Origin of the sequence: Roseobacter cerasinus, assembly GCF_009811755.1 — a bacterium.
GTDB lineage: Bacteria > Pseudomonadota > Alphaproteobacteria > Rhodobacterales > Rhodobacteraceae > Roseobacter > Roseobacter cerasinus.
In genome coordinates this window covers 238,678-256,838 of record NZ_BLIV01000003.1, presented here as the reverse complement: position 1 = coordinate 256,838, position 18,161 = coordinate 238,678, and the positions used below count along the sequence as shown (strand labels likewise).

Genomic DNA, 18,161 nt, shown 5'->3' with positions numbered 1-18,161 from the left:
CCATGGGACAAACCACCCGCTACGGCATGATCGGCTGCGGCATGATGGGGCAGGAGCACCTGAAAAACATCGCATTGCTGCCGGACACCGCCGTCACAACGATCTTCGAGCCGGATGCCGCCATGCGCGCCACCGCCGCCAAGATTGCCCCGCAGGCCCGGTTTGCCGACAGTTTGGACGACCTTGTGCGGGATGACGCGGTGGATTGCCTTGTGGTCACCAGCCCCAACCACTGCCACGCGGCGCAGATGACCCAGATTGCGGCGCTGCGCCCCCTGCCCTTGCTGATGGAAAAGCCGCTGCTGACGGATCCGGCGGATATTCCGGCTCTGACGGCCTGTGCCGCCGCGTATCCCGCACCGATCTGGGTTGCGATGGAGTACCGCTACATGCCGCCCATCGCGGCACTTCTGGAGGAAGTCGATCAGGTCACTGGCGGCATCAAGATGCTGACCATCCGCGAGCATCGCTTTCCGTTTCTGCATAAGGTCGGCAACTGGAACCGCTTCAACGCGCAGACGGGTGGCACCTTTGTGGAGAAATGCTGCCACTTCTTCGACTTGATGCGGTTGATGATCGGCACGCGACCTGTTCGGATCATGGCAAGTGCTGCGCAATCGGTGAACCATCTGGAGGAGATCTATGAGGGCGCAGTGCCCGACATCCTCGACAACGGCTTCGTGATTGTCGATTTCGAGTGCGGCGCGCGCACCCTGCTTGAGCTGTGTATGTTTGCCGAAGGTGCGCGTTATCAGGAAACCATCTCGGCTCTCGGCGCCTCAGGCAAGATCGAGGCCTTCGTGCCCGGGCCCACCCGGTTCTGGCCGGAGGATCTTGGCCCGGCGCCCACGCCACTGCTCGAAGTCAGCCCCCGCATGCCGAAACGGCCAGAAACGCGCGCCATTCCTGTGGACCCTGAATTGCTGGAGGCCGGAGACCACAACGGCTCGACCTTTTACCAACACCAGAAGTTTCTGGAGCTTGTACGCGGCGGGCGGACACAGCCGGAGGTCTCCTTTGAGGACGGGCTTTGGGCTGTAAAAATGGGGATGGCAGCGCAGGAGTCGGCGCGGACGGGACAGGCCGTTCTGCTCTGAGAGAGGGTCATATCCGCCACAGGACGGCCGGGGCATATCGGACAATACACGCCGATCTGAGCATACCTTAAGCTGATCAGGGCAGAATCACACGCACCCCCGGCAGCCGCGCAATCTTGTCGACGTCCGCGTCATAGGCCGCAGTCAGATCATCCACATAGGCTGCTGTCCAGCCGGGCATATCGAGCTCTTCCTCGATGGCGTCCTGAAGCGCGAATTCCTCCAGGCAGGCGATCATGGCGCGGCGGCGGTGCACCTCCGCCGCATCTGGGTTGCGTTCCAGAAACCCCTCAAGGGCGGCCATCCCCTCTGGAGCCATGATATCGCTCAAGAGTTCATGGGCCCCCTGTATCTCCTCCGCGTCGGTGACTTGGCCAATCTCGCGCATGACCTCAGACCAGATCAGGGGCGCATCCTCGCTGCACCAGACCGTGATCGCGATACCCGGAACAGCCTGAAGAATGCGAATGAACACCTCCGACCATTTGAGCTGTTCCAGATCGTCCCCCTGCATCATGCTCTCAAACGCGCCTTGCCCAACCTGCTGGCGGAGCGCTGGCAAAAAACTGGCTGGATTCTTGACGGCCATGAAGAGCTCGATCTCGTCCGCGTCGAAAACGCGCTGCATCTGTCGCAGGCTTGTATCCGCCGCAGGGTAGAGAACCCCGCGCCCGAGCGCGTCTTTGTGCGGGCCAAAAAAGTCGCCATCAGAGAGCACCACCCGGTCGGCGGTGGCATCATCAAGGATCACATCCAGAAGGACATCACGTGCATTCTCGGCAGGCGCATTCGCCTGCAGCGCGCGAATGGTGTCTTGCAGCAACCTGCGGTACTTGCCCGGCCCCGGCACCGCAACGCTCTTGGCGCTGAGCATGGCCTTGTTCTTGAGCAGGCATCTCAACAGGCGCTCCTCCTCGGTAAAATGCGCGCCTGTATGAAAGACCAGTTGCATGTCGTCTCGTGCCCATCAAAAGCGTCCGGAGGCGCCATCCTTCGCGCCACTGCCCGTCAAATGCAAGAGGGCTCGACATCTTCGCGCCCACGCTGGTGGAATGGAACTAAGAGGGGTGCCCCAATGCTCCAAGATCGACGTGGCGGGTGCGGTGTCATCGACCAACACAACTACGCAGCGGTGTTGCTGCACGTGAGGACATGGCGTATCCATTGAAGGCGACGCAATCGCCCGAAATCGGTTGAAATTGCGGAGAATCACAGAAATGGACATGTCCTCTGGACTGAACCTGAAGGGCAGCGTTGCTCTGGGAGAAATCCGCAGTTTTTGCTTGGAGGACGAAGAGTTGCCCCCGCCGAGCGGGCGAGCGACTATCCGCAGACCCAAAGCCGCACAGGAGCCGGGTGTCTTGTCCGATAAGTCGGTCGAAACGAGAAAGAAGGCTGTGGACCGGGCATGTAAGGCTCTGATCGAAGGTGGCTTGATGGTGCAGGATGGCGATTCCTACCGCATCCCCGGCCAAGGCAATGATGAATGGGCCGAAATAGTGGAAGAGCCCAGCACAGCCGACTTGGTGGCCGCATCCGTTGCAAACCATGGCCGTGTGAGCCAAAGGCAACTGCGTGGCTCTGTGGACGGTCTGACCCGGGCCATGCTTGAAGAGTTGGTTGATAGGCTCAAAGCCGAACCGCTGGGAATTTCGACCCCATCAGGCGTTCTCATCGCCGCAAAGGGGCGGCAGGCGGGCGGCGTCGATTTGATGATCGAAGAACCCCTTGACTACAGCATGGTCTAAATCATGGTCGAACTTTGAAATGGGGAAAGGGGGCCATGTGTCCCCTTTTTCATTGCCAAACGAGTGGGCAGACGAGTGGGCAGCAGATTTTGACCTGCCCACTCGTCTGCCCACTCAGTTTCTTTACAGTTGTTTCCCACAAGACAAAGCCGGGCAAACTATGCCCACTCATGCTGCCCACTCGAATTGCATGAAATCAATGATTTACGGGCGCATCAGACAAGCGGACAAATCCAGACATTTGTTACCCACTGACTTGTCCGTCCAAAGACATTTTACAGATGCGGCCCGGACAGACAGGACAACACCCTAAGGGTTGTCCATGTCGGGCGCGCTGTATGTCCGAATTTCTGAATTGATTGATATGGTCGGGATTGTTCGATCTATCCCCCCGCTTTGTCCTCGACACACTTTTCCCAGGCTGCTACCGACATGGCAATTAACTCTTTGATTAGGTACTTTAGATGAAATTGAAATCAGTCCTGTTTCCCGTCTTGTCGTTTCTGGCAATTGCCGGATGCCAAATTACACACGAAGTCGAAAACCCAGTTGAGCGCAGTTCCGTTTGGTATAAGGAAACGGCTGTCGCGACAGTGCAGCAAAGACTGCGCGACCCGGAGTCTATGAGATTGATTTCTGTTTCAGAGCCATTCGCAATACAGGCAGCTCTGCAAGGACAGACAGGCGTTTGTGTGACTTTGAATGCTAAGAACGCCTACGGCGGCTATGCGAGCGCTAGCACCTACTTGGTGAGCTTCCTAGGCGGTCATTTGCGTACTTGGCAAGGCACGAGCCCCGTTGAGGACATATCAGCTTCCGCAGGCCTCATCTGCCCTTAGCTTTGGTCTCAGTTCCAAGCGGGCTTATGCGCGATGCGTGGGCACCGTTGCGCCGAGCAATTCGAAAAGTAAACTCCCCCCGTGGCTGTGCGTCTCTTGCTTCACTGGTGGGGTCGGTTTGCATCGGTCGGGGCTGTTTTATGTAAATCGGATTCACATTGACAAACGATACATTTTTTGCACCGAATCATATTTATTTTATAAAATAACTTGACTCTATTTCGAATTACTTTCGGTCAAATCGAATCGAGCGAATGATATATAGTCAAGCGGTTTTTTGCCATTGTCGTTTAATATCAATGACTTGAAGTCTTCTAGGTTCAAGCTGGGTTCTGACATCTCGCGAATCGTCGGGGCGCACCCCCAAAATTCTGTCAAGCTCTATTTTACCTAGGGCCCTTCAATCTTTGAACGCGAGACGCCTTAAAAGACGCTTAGAAGTCCCGATTTAGCGACACTTTAAGCCGTGCTGGCCCCTCAAATCCGCCAAATCTCGACCCAGATTCGCTATTTTGTAGCTCGGTTTGGTACGATGTGCGCAAGTTAAATAGAGGCCTACATGCCACGTCATCGACACTACACACAAACCGAACGCAATAAAATAGTTCGAGCAGCCAAACGTGGCGCGCCAATTGCTCATTTGGCCGAAAAGTATGGGGTGACCCGTGTTTCCATCCATGGCTGGGTCCGGGATCATGACGAATGGCACCGTCTAAAGCGATCTGGACAGATACCCCCGGCCATTTCCCGGCACCTTGCCGCGATCAAAGCCGAAAACCGGGCGCTAACCGCAGAAATTTCCGAATTGCGCGCTTCCTTGGCCGAAACAGAAGCAATGGAGCTGATCTGATGGCCAGACCCCGCACAAAACTCGATTCACGTTTGTTAAAGAAAGTCCGCAAATGGTTGCTGACCGACGAAAAGCCGCTTTCTTTCGTGCTGAAAGAAATTGGCATGACAGTGAAGGCTTGGGACGCACTGGTGAAGACTGACACCGCGCTGCAAGATAGGGGCTGTGATGGCGGTTCACTCTGGTGGTTCTTGCGGAACGGTGACACTCATGACGTGAACACGTTTTTGGGAGCTAAAAGATGAGCAACGACTATCCGCGCGAAAAATACCAGGCAGCAATCTCGGAACTAACGGGGCTTGGAACCATCCACAAGCGCCTCAAAAACGCCTACGGTTGTTTTCATCCGGTGAGGGAAGATCACTTTTCCGATGAGCAACTCAAGGGAAGGCACAATGCTATCATTGACGCACTGACAGCGCACGAGACAAAAGACGTGGAAATTGGACACGTAAACAATACACTAGCAAAAATCAGCGAGGACGAAGCTTTGGATATCGCTACGATGATTGTCGAGCTTCACTACGATTTGATGCGGCGATAGAGGGAGACGAGGCATGGCAGATTACAATGATTTTTCAGAGTTCTATGAGATCACTAAAACGCTCGAAATCGTGGCAAAGACTGATTTTGACGGCGGCGGGGGGCCGTCCACCCTTCGGCTCGAAATAATTCAATGTCTCCATACAGGCAACTACAGCGTTCGCTGGAGTCAGCACACAAACTTCCATTTGCAACCATCCTACCCGGTCACTCACGGAGAGTTTGCCACTGCTGCTGGGGACTTCTCGGTTTGGGTGCCGTTCGAGGATATGCCCTATGTGCATGAAAAAACTGAGAAGCAGGCGGTTCAACGTGCTCTCGGCTGGCTGAAAGATCGTGGTGGGTAGCGTTGACTTCAGAGTCCCGGTGACATCTTTTCCAGCAGCTTATTCAAAGCTCGTGGTGAATGTCTGGTTGGTTCAGAATTGCTTGAAGTGTAGGCCAATATTGGGTAACGCACCCTGTTGAAAGGATTTAGAAAACCGCTGTATCGAGCCGAAAGTGCGAGACGGTCCGCATCTGTGGAACTCGTTAAAACCTTCTGCGCTTTTGATAACCGCGCCCGGTGGGTTCAGCAAACTGGACCACCGGCAACGATCTCCCTTCACTGATCAATCTGGCGAACTCCACTTTCGGAAAATCGAATAGATATCGGCTTCTGCCCTGTGCGGCTGTAAGTAAGCACAGATTATCACCGCCAAAGTCAAACCCGATAATCTTGCCTAATGATCCCCATTCCTTGAGAAGCCGGGTTTCCTCGCAATAAACGGTGTAGATGTCCACGCCATCGAAACGTTCGGGGTGGTTTTCTAAAAGCATCCGTTCATATTGGATCAGATCAGTTGGGCGGCGGGTTCCATCGATGATCCAGATCACCTGACCATAGAATCTAGTGCGCTTTTTTACTTCGTCCGGCTTAATAGCAGAGTGCTGAAACTCGATCACAAGGCCATAGGGTGTTTTGATATCGGCTATATGAAGCTCATCGGTTTCATCACGAGCTGGCACCTCTTGCCATTCAACAACAAACCGGTTCTTCCAGTCGCGGTGCCATTCGGTTTCATTTTCCCACCAATGGTCACAGTGACGGCGGCCTTTATGTGCCCAGTGCCAGACCTTCTTAGTGCCGCATCGGGCGACCATGTCTGCATTGCAGCCTGGACAGACACCGAGGGCACCCGGCGTCGCCTCGACTCGTCGACCGTTCAAAAGTGCAAAACGCATCTTGAATAGTTAGTAGCTCAGTTACGCAATACAATTGCGAAAACAAATATAATGACCGACGGTACAGACAACCTATTGCCGATTGGACAGTTGATGTTCAAACAACGTCTGAAGAGCCGAAATTGCCTTTTCGTATCGATAGGTGGAATGCTGCCCGCACAGAATTTCCCTGATGAAGCGACCGAACCGGCTTGCGCGCTCAAATTCCTCCTGTGTTTCGGCCTCGCTCACCGTATTGGGGGTATTACATACTTGACCATCTCGACCGATCCGAACATACAGCGCATCTTGTTTGCGGCGATCCTTTTTGCCGCGCGCAATTTGCAAGGCTTCTGTGTCGTACTCGGGGTCTTCGGCCCAAGACCAATTGTTGGCTTCCCAGCGTCCGATCTTCTCGTAGCGAAGCAGTTCAATTGCACTTCCGACGTCATTGGGAAGTCGGTCTCCAAGTTCAACATCTCTTTTGACCGCGGCCTCCAGCTCCTCGTATTCCTCCCAATGCATGATCATGTAGTCCATGATCATCCCGACCAGCTGTTTGCATGAGTGATCGCGGATCGCTCTTAGTACCGCGCTGCTAAAGGGGGCAATGTTCTCCCTTACAAGAAACAAGATGAAGGCCTTCGCGAATTCTTCCTGCGCGATCATGATAAGATAGAAGCGCGACGACGGTGGGTCGGCGTCGATCCCAGAGAGATAAAACAGGTCTTTCAAGATGCTTGGGCGCAATCTGATGATCTGAAATCCCTCAAGCATGCCCTTTCAGACAAAGGCCTGTATCTGGCCAAGGGCGACCGGCGCGGTGTTGTCGCCCTCGACATCAACGGCAATATCTATGCCCTGGCACGTTGGACCGGCATTAAAACCAAAGAGCTCAAAGCCCGGTTGGGCGACACACCCGGCTTAGAACCCGCCGCCGATGTTGGCGCATGGCTACAATCGCGCAAAACGGATCAGGTGAAGGGCTACATCAACCAAGTCAAAGACCAGCACCGCAAAGACCTGCTGCCGTTCATCAATGAACGCGCGCAGATGGTGATGGCGCAACGGCAAGAGCGCGATGATCTTAAAACCAAACAATACCAACGTTGGATTGCAGAAACCAAAGCGCGGCAAGAGCGCCTCAACAAAGGTCTACGCGGTATCTTTGACCGCCTGACCGGCGCGCACAGCGCTACCATCAAGCTCAATGAACGCGAAGCGCTTAACTGCCTTCACCGCGATCAGGAGCAGCGTGACCGTCTGATCCTGGCGCAAATGACAGAACGCAAAGACCTCCAAACCCGAGCCCGCACCATCCGCGATAGACACAAAGTCGAACGCCAACACCTCGCCAAGACTATCGCCACGTACCTCAAACGACCAAAGCCGAATATCCCTGGCCTCGACCATGCATCGAGGCAGCGCAATCGTTCACCCGGATTGAGCTTTGATCGGTGATGAGGGTGTAGAGTTCAATCTGCTAGAATATGAATGTCTCAAATAGAATTGGTCTAAATTTGCTTAGCTAACGCAAGGTCAACTTTGTGATCTGCAGACCAATTTTGACTGCCGTTAACCATGATTCAAATTTTTTTGTTTTTGTTAACCATTTCACTTGCTGCACGCATCAGTAGCATGTTTATGTCCACTTGTGGTTGAGGTGATCTCGTAACGAACAAGGGTCCTCAATAGCTTACATCAATTCGTCTGGTAGACGCTGGTCAACAGGGGTGCGGGGGCATTTTTGTGCGCAATAGGGTTTTGCCAACTATCATCTTTGAGTCGGCAATTTCTCCGTTTGGGGAAACTGTCAAAATTGTTCACGCCATTCGCGCTCAACTATTGAGAGAAGCTGTAGATGCATCAGTTTTCGTATAGCTCCCCAATCTTACTTAAGAGACGGTTCGCTCAGTTCCTAACGGCGGTGTTTCTTACTGCATCACAATCCTCCGCCAGTGAAGATTTGCCGAACTACCTTCGTTTTTCTGGCGATCAATGCCCCTCTTGGATAACCGAAGAGAAAAATATCCAAAGATTCTTGGTTAACCGAACAGGAAACCATCGGTATTCTTCATCCCCATTTCGGCTCGATGATACAATCGTTTTGGTTGTCAATGGGGTGCGTTACGCGTTGCCTTTAGGCCATCAGGCCGGAAAATCAGACCTTACTTTTTATGAAGAAGCTCTTAGTGCCGATGGCGTTGAAGTCTCGGGGATTTATGGCCTTCAGTTCTGGATGCCGTCGCTACGCTATCCTGAAGCGCCTGGAAATAGGTATCAAAGGCATTGTGAAGCAGGCCGCGAGGCGCCTGGACCCGATGAATATACTATTGTCGCTAATGTTCTCCCGATGAATACACCTGCTGCTAGTGAACTAAGGATGGAGCGACTGCGGTGGCTGGATCGGACTGAGGACGCTCTTAGTGCGGAGTTAGAGGACGTAATCTCGGGGAAATCTCAAGAGCATTCTGGTCGCCTTGTCCAAGGCATAGGTGATGTCATCGTCTATGACGGCCTAAGCTGGATCCGAGGTGTGGAAGAAACAGATCCAAGTTCTGATGCACTTGAGTACGCTAGCCTGCGTGCTTGGGACGGCGAACTCTTCGCAGTCATACGATGTACTGCTCCTAGCATCGCAGCACGCTCTGACAGAGTGCGAGCCTCATATGAGCCTTGCCGCAGTCTCAGCGTTGGCCCACTGGATCCTGCGTCAGATCTACCTGAAATGACATATTCGCTTCCTCGTCGCAGCCTAGCTGATTGGAGCGAAGTATACTGGAAAATCATAAAGTTAATGGGCGATTGGAGAATGACTCGTGACTGAGCAAGCAATTTCAATTTCAGATCAAGAACTTTTGAGCGAACTAAGCTCAATTGCAAATAGCAATACTGATCTGCATGTCGGTTACGATTTGATAGCTCAACATCTTCGTGGGCAAGGGCTTGATGAAAGCGATGCCCGTGTATTTTGGCTGGAGAATGCATCAAAAGTTAACCAGTTCATTCACGGTCGAGAACTACCCACCAATCAAGATGCTGAAGCTAAATTTATTTATGCTGCTGCAAGTATATCGCATGTTTGGAACTCAGCCTCAGGTCAATCCATTCAAGACATCTCCGATCAGATAGCGAAGAACGCATTGAGAGATATCGTTGAAAAAGGTAGAGTTCCGAAATTCAATGAGTTAATTCAAAATGACATTCAACCAGCGATCGATGCTGGCGGCGGCACAAAGGAAGGGGCTGTCAGGGCTCTTGCAGGCTGGGGTGGGTCGCTGTTTTATCAGAATGTAGAGGTGGAGATCGAAGGCGAAACCCGTTCAATCGGCCAATGGATTGAATCAGACGCAGTTGCGCAAGATCGGTATACCACGACTGTTGCCTTTGCCGCCGGACAGACAGCAAAGTCGGAAGTCTTTGGCATTACGTCGTTCGTGGAAGGTAAGCGTTTTATTCAAGAAGGTGAGCGTGTTCTGCAAACGGCTTTCGACTCCTTGGGTGCCGGAGCCCTATCTCAAGTGCGAGATATCATTCCCAGCCTGTATGATCCAACGAAACCTCCAAATCAAGTTGGACTCTACTCCTATTCAGAGACCGAGGATGCTTGGTTTAGGCGACCAGATGATTTCTTCAGTAACCGGTCTATGATACAAGTGTCGGAGGGCGATATTGTCAACGACCTGAATAGTATTCGTAATGAACGCCTGCGAGTAAATGATAGTATTGATGTATTTCGCGGAAATTTTTCCTTCGACAATCGCTCACAGAATGAGCAAAGCTTTAACTCTTTTAGACTAAATGACCTCGAGGAGGCCGCTCGCAGTTTTGGCCTGAGTTTTGATCAAGCAAGCTTTGCCCCAGGTTCATCGCAAAGTGTAAGCGGCATCTCGGCATTTAACCTCGGAGGTGAGACGGTCTTTCTGGGGAATAGCGATGCAGCGCTAGACTTTGGTCTTGATGCTGATCTGCTCGACGACAATCCCGCTAACCAACTCAACTTTTCGTTTGGTGCGGTCCAGTTTTCATCTGGTGAAGAGGTTGAAGTTCGTCCGACATCAACGATTGATGCATCGTTGCAATTTTTTGGCGGGGCGATGAACCATGTTTCTCCGCTGGTGTTGGACCTTGATGGCGATGGCGTAGCAGCGGACCTTCGGCACATTTACGATGACGGGACTGTGTTCTTTGACATTGATGCGGATGGGTTTGCGGAGCGTGTCGGTTGGGTTGGCGCTGATGATGGTCAGTTGGCCATGGATCACAATGGCAATGGCACCATCGATGACATCACCGAGCTCTATGGCGACGATCAGATGCCAGCCTTCGTCAAACTTGGGTTGCATGACAGCAATGGTGACGGACGCATCACAGCTGCCGATGATGATTGGGGTGATTTCCTTGTTTGGCGTGACCTCAACCAGGATGGCGTTAGCCAAGCTGACGAGCTCAAGTCACTTGATCACTACGGCATTACGTCCATTGACTACACGGAGACATCCGATAACCGGTATGTGAAGGAAAACTATATCTCCGGCATATCGACCTTTGTCATGAACGGGCAGACCCGAGAGGTGGCGGATGTCCACTATCTCAATGATAACGTCAACACGTGGGAGCTGGGTGCACAAAGCCAAGTTTTTGGCGCGACAACTGAGCTGAACGTCGAGGCTCTTCTGCTGCCGTTGTCACGCGGCTATGGCTCGATGCCTGCACTGCATCTGGCGATGACCAGGGATGACGAACTCCGGGACTTGGTCCGCGAACTCGACCGCTTGCCGCTTGATCAGTTGGGCCGGGCTGCAGAGCTCACCCGAGACATTCTTTTGAAATGGGCGGGCGTTCTCGATAACGATCCTGATGCACGTGCGACAGGTGACGGGTCGAACATTGATGCTCGTTTGGTCGACTTCATGGAGGTCTTTTCTGGCGTCGAGTGGGCGCAGCGCGGTAGTGGAGGTTTTGTCGGAGAAAACGCCTCCTTGGGCATCAAGGTTGCGTGGCAAGGCATCCACGCCACTCTCACAGCACGTCTAGTGGCGCAGGGGCCGCTAGAGCGCGTCATTGGCGAAACGAGCTATGATTTTGCGACCGATACACTCAATCTCACGGAAGATCTCAATAGCATCGCAGTCCGGGCGGCGGATTGGGCTGGCCTGCTGACGACTGATGAGGCGAATGCGTTTTGGACGTTGCTGGGCGATACGCTCGTTGCACTGAGGGAGAGCCTTGGCGAGACGGTTTCAGACATTAACACAGCTCTTTCCGATGCTGCTGGTTTTGACCTGCTCCTTGGAAGCCGGGCGCTCGCTGATGAAGGTGGCGTCTTGGGTGGACTTGAGACCGAGACTGTCAGCGATCTTTTCGAAGGCGTACGCGTTGGGACAAGTCAGGGCGACTCGATCTCAGGCGGTGGCGGCGGGGACGCTATCTTTGCGGATGGTGGAAACGACTCTGTCGATGGCATGGGCGGCGACGACATTATCGTCGGAGGCGCCGGTTCCGATACATTGAATGGCGGTATTGGGGATGACGTTATCGATGGCGGAGATGGCGCAGACCTCATTACCGGCGGAGTTGGCAACGACGACCTGGATGGAGACGCAGGCAGCGATACGCTGATCGGTGGCGCGGGCGACGACGATCTTGGCGGTGGAGCCGGGGCAGATAGTCTATCAGGTGGAGAGGGTAAGGACCGACTTGCCTATGGGGCGAGCAACGCAGGCGTGTCCGTTGATCTGGCGCTTGGAACTGCGAGTGGCGGTCATGCAACGGGCGATACCTTCTCTGGATTTGAAAATATTCAAGGCTCCGAGCACGCTGATACTTTGCGAGGCGACGCAGAAACGAACCTTCTAAATGGCGAGAACGGTGCTGATCTCCTTGAAGGCAGAGGCGGTGACGATATCCTGTTTGGTGCCACAGGGAACGACACACTCCGAGGTGGGGCTGGTGATGATATTCTGGCTGCGTTGCAGGGGCGAGAGACTTTTGACGGGGGCGATGGGGTTGATCTCGTCACCTATGAACACGGGTATCTGAGCACTGGCGTGCATGTGGATCTGTCGCAAGGCCGAGGTTTTGCGGGAGAAGCTCATGACGACACCTATACGAATATCGAGAACGTCACGGGCTCACGTCACAATGATATTTTGATTGGCAACTCCTCAGCGAACGTCCTGAGCGACGGTGGCGGTCATGCGAACGATGTCTTGCGCGGCGGCGGTGGCGCTGACTGGCTGATCAGCACGGGCGGTTTTGACCGCTTGTGGGGTGAAGGTGGTGGGGATCGATTTAGAATCCAACGTGAGGATGGCGATGGCATTGCTCCTGGCCCCCGCGCGGCGATCATTGTTGACTTCGATGGATCGACCGGTGACCGGATCGATTTAAGGGATTTGCCTCTTTCGACGCTTGTCTTGCAAAGAATGGGAAGCGACACCTACGCCGATATTGGGGGCGGTCGCGCGCTTGTCATCAGAGATGTAATACCGGCAGCTTTGAATGTCGCGCATATTTGGCTGCCTGATGGTGCCAGCGTGCAGATAGGTGCTGATAAGACGTCAGTGCCAGCATTCTTGACCAGCCCAGATGTCGCAACCCCATATGCGGCCCCTGGGCGGTTGATCGAAGGCAATCCTTACTCAAACACGCTGGGTGGTGACGGAGGTGCAGATACGCTCATTGGGCGCGGCGGAGATGATGTTCTCATCGGCAATGGCGGTGCAGATATTTTGGACGGAGGCGCAGGGAATGACAGCGTCGATTATCTGAGCAGCTGGGCGGGTGTTACCGTCGATCTGTCCACTGGAAGTGCCTCTGGCGGCGATGCGACCGGGGACACGTTGGTCTCTATCGAGAATGTCGTTGGTTCGCACTATGCTGATCGGATCACAGGGAATGCCGCAAACAACAGCCTTCAAGGCTTGAGTGGATCTGACACGCTCATCGGGCTTGACGGGAACGATACGCTCCGGGGTGGTGATGGCAACGACACATTGAACGGTGGTGCGGGCGATGATTTTCTCATTGGTGGTGCGGGCGCAGACCATTTTAATGGAGGCGCTGGGACAGACCAACTGACCTATGACGGCGCGTTGTCAGGCATTACACTTGATCTACTGAACTCCAGTCTGAACCGTGGTGATGCGGCTGGCGATACCTATACTGGCGTCGAGGTCTTTGGCGCATCAGCGCATGGTGACAGCCTCTCTGGCGATACCGGAGACAATACGTTCTTCGGTCTGGATGGCGACGACAGCCTTGCTGGTCGTAACGGCAATGACGGTCTTTTTGGCGGCAGAGGGAACGACAACTTGCACGGCGGCGGCGGTGATGACTTTCTGATTGGAGGAGAGGGTGCGGACGCCTTTGATGGTGGATCAGGATCCAACGACATTGTCCAATATAATACCGCGACCTCTTCCGTTGTTGCGAGCCTTCGCGACGCCTCAGTAAATCGTGGCGAGGCGACAGGCGATACATACGTTAACGTTGAGCATCTTCTTGGATCTTCCTTTGATGATGTTCTCTACGGCAATGGAACAACCAACCAGCTCCTCGGCGGTGACGGCAACGACACGCTCGATGGCGGTGCAGGCCAAGACTTCCTGGCTGGCGGTTCCGGGGCAGATTGGTTTGTCTATGACACTGGACGTATTCAGGACGTTGTGTTCGACTTCAATCCTGAAGAAGGCGATAAATTGTCCTTCTTTGGAGAAGCAGCGATCACATCGCTCTCAGACCTAAAAAGCAATCACCTCCATCAAAGTGGAGCGCATCTGCTCATCGTCATCGGCTCTAAGGTTGTCTGGCAACTGAACAATACAACCGCATCGGACCTGACCGCGACATCTGTTACGTTCAATGCACCGACGCTACCCAGCTTCACGGATACATTTGAGGGGACGGATGTCGCTGACCATCTGATTGGCAGCGCATATGGGGACATTCTGAAGGGTCTGGACGGCTCCGACCTCCTGGTTGGAAAAGGCGGGAACGATACTCTGGAAGGTGGTACTGGTGTTGATACGCTGTCTGGTGGAGCCGGAGATGACATACTTGATGCCGGGGAAGGGTTGGATAGTGTTGACCTCTCCCAAGCACAACATCTGCGCGGCGGCGCGGGAAATGACACATATCTAATCAGTGCCTCAGCTGGCGATGTCCTTGTTGACGGAACAGCGGAGAGCGCAGGCGGAGGTCAAGACCGCGTCGAGTTTACGGATCTTTCTGTATCTGACGTGAAGTTCTCAAGATGGGTGTCTGGCGACGCGTCAAACGGCGAGATGTTGACCATCAGTTGGCAGGGGAACGGACAATCGGGCACAGCATACTTCGCTCACCTGGGCGTGCACATAGAGGCCTTCGCATTTGCAGATGGTATCGTATTCGCATCAGGCGCGTTTACAGCAGCGGGCCTGATGAGACCTGGGACGACGGGTGCTGACAGTATCGGTGGTAGCGCAGGCGCAGATAATCTCGCTGGCAATTCTGGAAATGACACCATCGAAGGGTTCTCTGGGGCCGACACTCTCAGTGGTGGCGAAGGCAATGACAGCCTTGATGGAGGTGCTGGGTCCGATTCTCTGAACGGGGATTTTGGTGACGATACCCTCCTTGGAGGCGACGGACACGATACACTTGATGGTGGCGATGGGTTTGACAGCATCGAGGGCGGTGATGGCAACGACCAAATCCGTGGCGGCGCACAGGCTGATGTGATCCGCGCAGGTGATGGTGATGACATTGTTTGGGGAGATAATGGTCTCGATACTGTTCATCTTGGCTCGGGCGCAGACATCTTCAACGACAATGAACAAACCGGCATCAATGCACTGGACGTCGTCTATGGCGGAGAGGGCAATGACACGATTAATGGTGGAGGTGGCGACGACACATTCTTCGGTCAGCAAGGCGAGGACGTTATCCTTGGTGGCGATGGCGATGACACCATCGACGGTGGCTCGGGTAATGACGTTTTGACCGGTGGGTCCGGGGGCGACACCTTTGTGCTTGCGGCGGGTGACGGACAGGATGTGATCGAGGATTTCTCGGTTGCAGAGGACCGACTCCAGTTTGCGGGTATCCAAGGTCCCATTGAGGCCAGTGATGGCCCCGATGGGGTCGTTCTGAAGCTCGGGGGGGACAATCAGGTCCTTCTGCGCAAGGTGAGTTTTGCAGAGCTAGAGGGATCAGCCGCACTTGGTGGCGTTCAGATTGTTCTGGAGCAGACGGCTCCGACAACCTCCTATGTGCAGATTGGCAGCCTTCCGGTAACGCAGGCGAGCAGTGCTGATTGGTATACGGTCGCCTTTGATCAGACCATCGAAAACGCTGTTGTCGTCATGGGGCCGCCGTCGTCGGAAGGGGATCAGCCGCTAAACATGCGAGTCCGCAATGTGACCGACCAAGGTTTTGAGTTCCAGGTGGACGAGTGGGACTATCTTGACGGGGCGCACACGGAAGTCTCGGTCAGTTGGATGGCGGGCAGCCTGGGCAGCCACACGCTGTCGGACGGCACGCGGGTGACCTTTGGTCAGCAGCAAATGAGCTCGGCGGCGCCAACCACTGTAGCGTTGAGTGGCTTCGCGTCGGCACCGATTGTGATGGCTCAGCTGAGCGGGAACGCCGAATCGCGGGCACTCACGCATCGGCTCGAAGTTGGTACAAATGGCTTTGATGTCACCTTGCAGGCTGAGCAAGCGCAAAACGCCGGGTTGTCCACCATCGCGCCCGAGCAGCTTTATTGGGTGGCGTTGGACATTGCAAACGGCAGCTCGATCTTCCAAAGCGGGCGGCTGGATGTCACGCATGACTATGCGGGCACTGGCACCAGTCTGGATGCGCCCGAAGCCTTCTTTGCAGATATGCAGTCCTTCAACGGGATCGACCCGGCGGCGCTGCGATATGACCTGGGCACAGGTGGTGCGGTATCCGTGAAGGTGGAAGAGGAGCTGTCAGGAGATGATGAGACCCATCACATCCCCGAAACCGTCGCTTGGTTCACGGCAGACACGGGTGTGTTCCAAGTCGGCGGTACGGGTGCGCCCGTCCCACCGGTTGGCGTGAATGGAACGGCTGCTGATGACAACATAGTCGTCGGGTTCACCGACGGGGACGGCGATAGTGTGACCATCGGGGATGACACGATCTACGGAAATGATGGCAATGACACACTTGACGGCGGCGCTGGTGACGATGTTCTGACCGGCGGTCAAGGCGCGGACACTTTTGTGTTCTCGGTTGGCAGCGGGCAGGACGTGATCGAGGACTTCTCGTTGGCTGAAGACCTCATCCGGATCGACGGGCAACTGCCGTCCTTCGAGATCACCGACGGTGCCAATGGGGCAGTGCTGCGGATTGCTGATGCTGATCAGGTGGTGGTCAAAGGCGTCACGGCGGCAGAGCTGGAGGGCTCCTCCGCGCTAGCACCGGTTGATGTAGTAACCTCGGGCTTGATGCAGATTGGGGATCTGAGAGTGTCCCAAGCGGACAGCACTGAATGGCACACAGTGCTCTTTGATCAGACGATTGAGAACGCAGCCGTCGTCATGGGCCCGGCTTCTTCGGAAGGCGACCAGCCGCTCAATCTCCGGGTCCGCAATGTGACCGACCAGGGCTTTGAGTTCCAGGTGGACGAGTGGGACTATTTGGATGGTGGGCACACAGAGGTTTCAGTCAGCTGGATGGCGGGCAGCCTTGGCAGCCACACGCTGTCCGACGGTACAGAAGTGACCTTCGGCCAGCAGCAGGTGAGTTCAGCGGCGGCAGCCACCGTTGCGTTAAGCGGTTTTGGCTCGACACCCATCGTGATGGCTCAGCTGAGCGGCGATGCGGAGGCGCGAGCGCTCACGCACCGGTTGGAGAACGTCAGCACCACGAGCTTCGACTTCACACTGCAGGCGGAGCAGGCACAAAACGGGGCGTTGTCCACGATTGCAACGGAACAGCTCTACTGGGTGGCGTTGGACATCGCGGCGGGCAGCACGATCTTCGAGACCGGGCAGCTCGATGTCACCCACGAGTTCGCCTCCACGGGGACAACTCTAGATGATCAAGAAGCCTTCTTCGCAGAGATGCAGACCCTGGTTGGTCCTGATCCAGCAGGGCTGAGGTATGATCTGGGTACCGGTGGTGCTGTCTCGGTCAAGGTTGAGGAAGAGCAGTCGGCAGACGACGAAATCAACCACGCCGTTGAAACCGTCGCCTGGTTTACGGCAAATGAAGGGGTGTTCGACTTTTTATAGGTCTGTATCCCCATCGTTTGTCCTGCCCGGCATCCTTTCGGTGCTGGGCAGGAGCGTGAGCTTGGTGCGGCTAGCTTAGAGAGGGTGTGTCTTGTCTTGGCGATGTTTCCGACCAATTCCAGCAATACCAATATCCCCGGTGCATGTTTATGCGCCGTCACGAAGTGATGGTCCTGCAACCAGTCATAGATCGCTTTGGCGCGCACATGTGAGAACTGGCCGCTGCGGATATTTCGTTTGTAGTCCGGGCTTCTTGCCCAAGGCTGATCAGAAGACAAATCTAGCACATCCTCATATCGCAGGTCAGTCAACTGCGCGACGGCGATGATAACCGGGTGAAGCTGCGCTTTGTGCGCTGTGTTTTTCGGATCGAATGCCATGCACTCTGGCTACCGCGTGAACTGCTGTCAGCCAAGGCATTGCTTGGATTTCCACCCGCATTCACCCTCTGAACACCCGGCATTTCGCTGGCGTGGCATGCTACCTTTCCCGCAAGCCTAGGAAAATATTCACAAATTTTCCTTGTGCTGTGGCGGAAGATGTGAGAACATGTTCTATATTTGTTCTGATTGTGCGCCCGATTTCGGAGAACGCCAATCGAACCACATTTTCCCAAAATCTATAGAAGAAAG

12 protein-coding genes are annotated in these 18,161 nt (G+C 54.6%); 9 read left to right on the top strand and 3 right to left on the bottom strand.

Features of this window, described 5'->3' with window-relative positions; genetic code table 11:
- Positions 1 to 2: 2 nt before the first annotated feature.
- On the top strand, positions 3 to 1,097 hold the full coding sequence (locus tag So717_RS08770) for a Gfo/Idh/MocA family protein (protein ID WP_159976163.1): 1,095 nt from the start codon (positions 3 to 5) through the stop codon (positions 1,095 to 1,097).
- Between the two features lie 76 nt (positions 1,098 to 1,173).
- On the opposite strand, the gene So717_RS08765 is transcribed toward So717_RS08770, so the two are convergent.
- Positions 1,174 to 2,049: a hypothetical protein gene (locus tag So717_RS08765; RefSeq protein ID WP_159976160.1), complete on the bottom strand. Its 876-nt coding sequence runs from the start codon at positions 2,047 to 2,049 to the stop codon at positions 1,174 to 1,176.
- Between the two features lie 247 nt (positions 2,050 to 2,296).
- Between So717_RS08765 and So717_RS08760 the strand changes: the two genes are divergently transcribed.
- The 5 genes from So717_RS08760 (at position 2,297) to So717_RS08740 (ending at position 5,424) form a co-directional block, all read left to right on the top strand.
- Positions 2,297 to 2,845 (top strand): hypothetical protein, encoded by a 549-nt coding sequence (locus So717_RS08760; protein WP_238840761.1) that lies wholly within the window; start codon positions 2,297 to 2,299, stop codon positions 2,843 to 2,845.
- 1,398 nt (positions 2,846 to 4,243) lie between these two features.
- The gene (locus tag So717_RS08755; protein WP_159976154.1) at positions 4,244 to 4,534 is read left to right on the top strand and encodes a transposase; all 291 of its coding nucleotides are present in this window, start codon (positions 4,244 to 4,246) and stop codon (positions 4,532 to 4,534) included.
- Entirely contained in the window at positions 4,534 to 4,779 is a 246-nt protein-coding gene (locus So717_RS08750; protein WP_159976151.1) for a hypothetical protein, read from the top strand. The genes So717_RS08755 and So717_RS08750 overlap by 1 nt, the downstream gene beginning before the upstream one ends.
- A complete protein-coding gene (locus So717_RS08745) occupies positions 4,776 to 5,078 on the top strand; it encodes a hypothetical protein (protein ID WP_159976148.1) in 303 nt (100 codons plus the stop codon). Before So717_RS08750 ends, So717_RS08745 begins: the two co-directional genes overlap by 4 nt.
- Before the next feature lie 13 nt (positions 5,079 to 5,091).
- Positions 5,092 to 5,424, top strand: a complete 333-nt coding sequence (locus So717_RS08740) for a hypothetical protein (protein ID WP_159976145.1) — start codon at positions 5,092 to 5,094, stop codon at positions 5,422 to 5,424.
- 184 nt (positions 5,425 to 5,608) lie between these two features.
- Here So717_RS08740 and So717_RS08735 read toward each other — a convergent pair whose 3' ends face one another.
- Both So717_RS08735 and So717_RS08730 read right to left on the bottom strand, forming a co-directional pair.
- Positions 5,609 to 6,301 (bottom strand): competence protein CoiA, encoded by a 693-nt coding sequence (locus tag So717_RS08735; protein WP_159976142.1) that lies wholly within the window; start codon positions 6,299 to 6,301, stop codon positions 5,609 to 5,611.
- Between the two features lie 72 nt (positions 6,302 to 6,373).
- Entirely contained in the window at positions 6,374 to 7,057 is a 684-nt protein-coding gene (locus So717_RS08730; protein ID WP_159976139.1) for a hypothetical protein, read from the bottom strand.
- 129 nt (positions 7,058 to 7,186) lie between these two features.
- Between So717_RS08730 and So717_RS08725 the strand changes: the two genes are divergently transcribed.
- From So717_RS08725 to So717_RS22245, 3 genes are all read left to right on the top strand, one after another.
- Positions 7,187 to 7,741 carry a hypothetical protein gene (locus So717_RS08725; RefSeq protein ID WP_159976136.1) on the top strand — a complete coding sequence of 185 codons (555 nt, stop codon included), beginning with the start codon at positions 7,187 to 7,189 and terminating at the stop codon, positions 7,739 to 7,741.
- Positions 7,742 to 8,141: 400 nt separating this feature from the next.
- Positions 8,142 to 9,107 (top strand): hypothetical protein, encoded by a 966-nt coding sequence (locus So717_RS08720; RefSeq protein WP_159976133.1) that lies wholly within the window; start codon positions 8,142 to 8,144, stop codon positions 9,105 to 9,107.
- Complete coding sequence (locus So717_RS22245) at positions 9,100 to 17,529, top strand: SPM autocatalytic domain-containing protein (RefSeq protein WP_238840759.1); 8,430 nt, start codon at positions 9,100 to 9,102, stop codon at positions 17,527 to 17,529. Before So717_RS08720 ends, So717_RS22245 begins: the two co-directional genes overlap by 8 nt.
- Positions 17,530 to 18,161: the final 632 nt, after the last annotated feature.

What these genes read in the sequence shown, in the direction of transcription:
- So717_RS08770 (WP_159976163.1), top strand. Translation starts at nt 3, where the DNA reads ATGGGACAAACCACCCGCTACGGCATGATCGGCTGCGGCATGATGGGG.
- So717_RS08765 (WP_159976160.1), bottom strand. Translation starts at nt 2,049, where the DNA reads ATGCAACTGGTCTTTCATACAGGCGCGCATTTTACCGAGGAGGAGCGC.
- So717_RS08755 (WP_159976154.1), top strand. Translation starts at nt 4,244, where the DNA reads ATGCCACGTCATCGACACTACACACAAACCGAACGCAATAAAATAGTT.
- So717_RS08750 (WP_159976151.1), top strand. Translation starts at nt 4,534, where the DNA reads ATGGCCAGACCCCGCACAAAACTCGATTCACGTTTGTTAAAGAAAGTC.
- So717_RS08745 (WP_159976148.1), top strand. Translation starts at nt 4,776, where the DNA reads ATGAGCAACGACTATCCGCGCGAAAAATACCAGGCAGCAATCTCGGAA.
- So717_RS08740 (WP_159976145.1), top strand. Translation starts at nt 5,092, where the DNA reads ATGGCAGATTACAATGATTTTTCAGAGTTCTATGAGATCACTAAAACG.
- So717_RS08735 (WP_159976142.1), bottom strand. Translation starts at nt 6,301, where the DNA reads ATGCGTTTTGCACTTTTGAACGGTCGACGAGTCGAGGCGACGCCGGGT.
- So717_RS08730 (WP_159976139.1), bottom strand. Translation starts at nt 7,057, where the DNA reads ATGCTTGAGGGATTTCAGATCATCAGATTGCGCCCAAGCATCTTGAAA.
- So717_RS08720 (WP_159976133.1), top strand. Translation starts at nt 8,142, where the DNA reads ATGCATCAGTTTTCGTATAGCTCCCCAATCTTACTTAAGAGACGGTTC.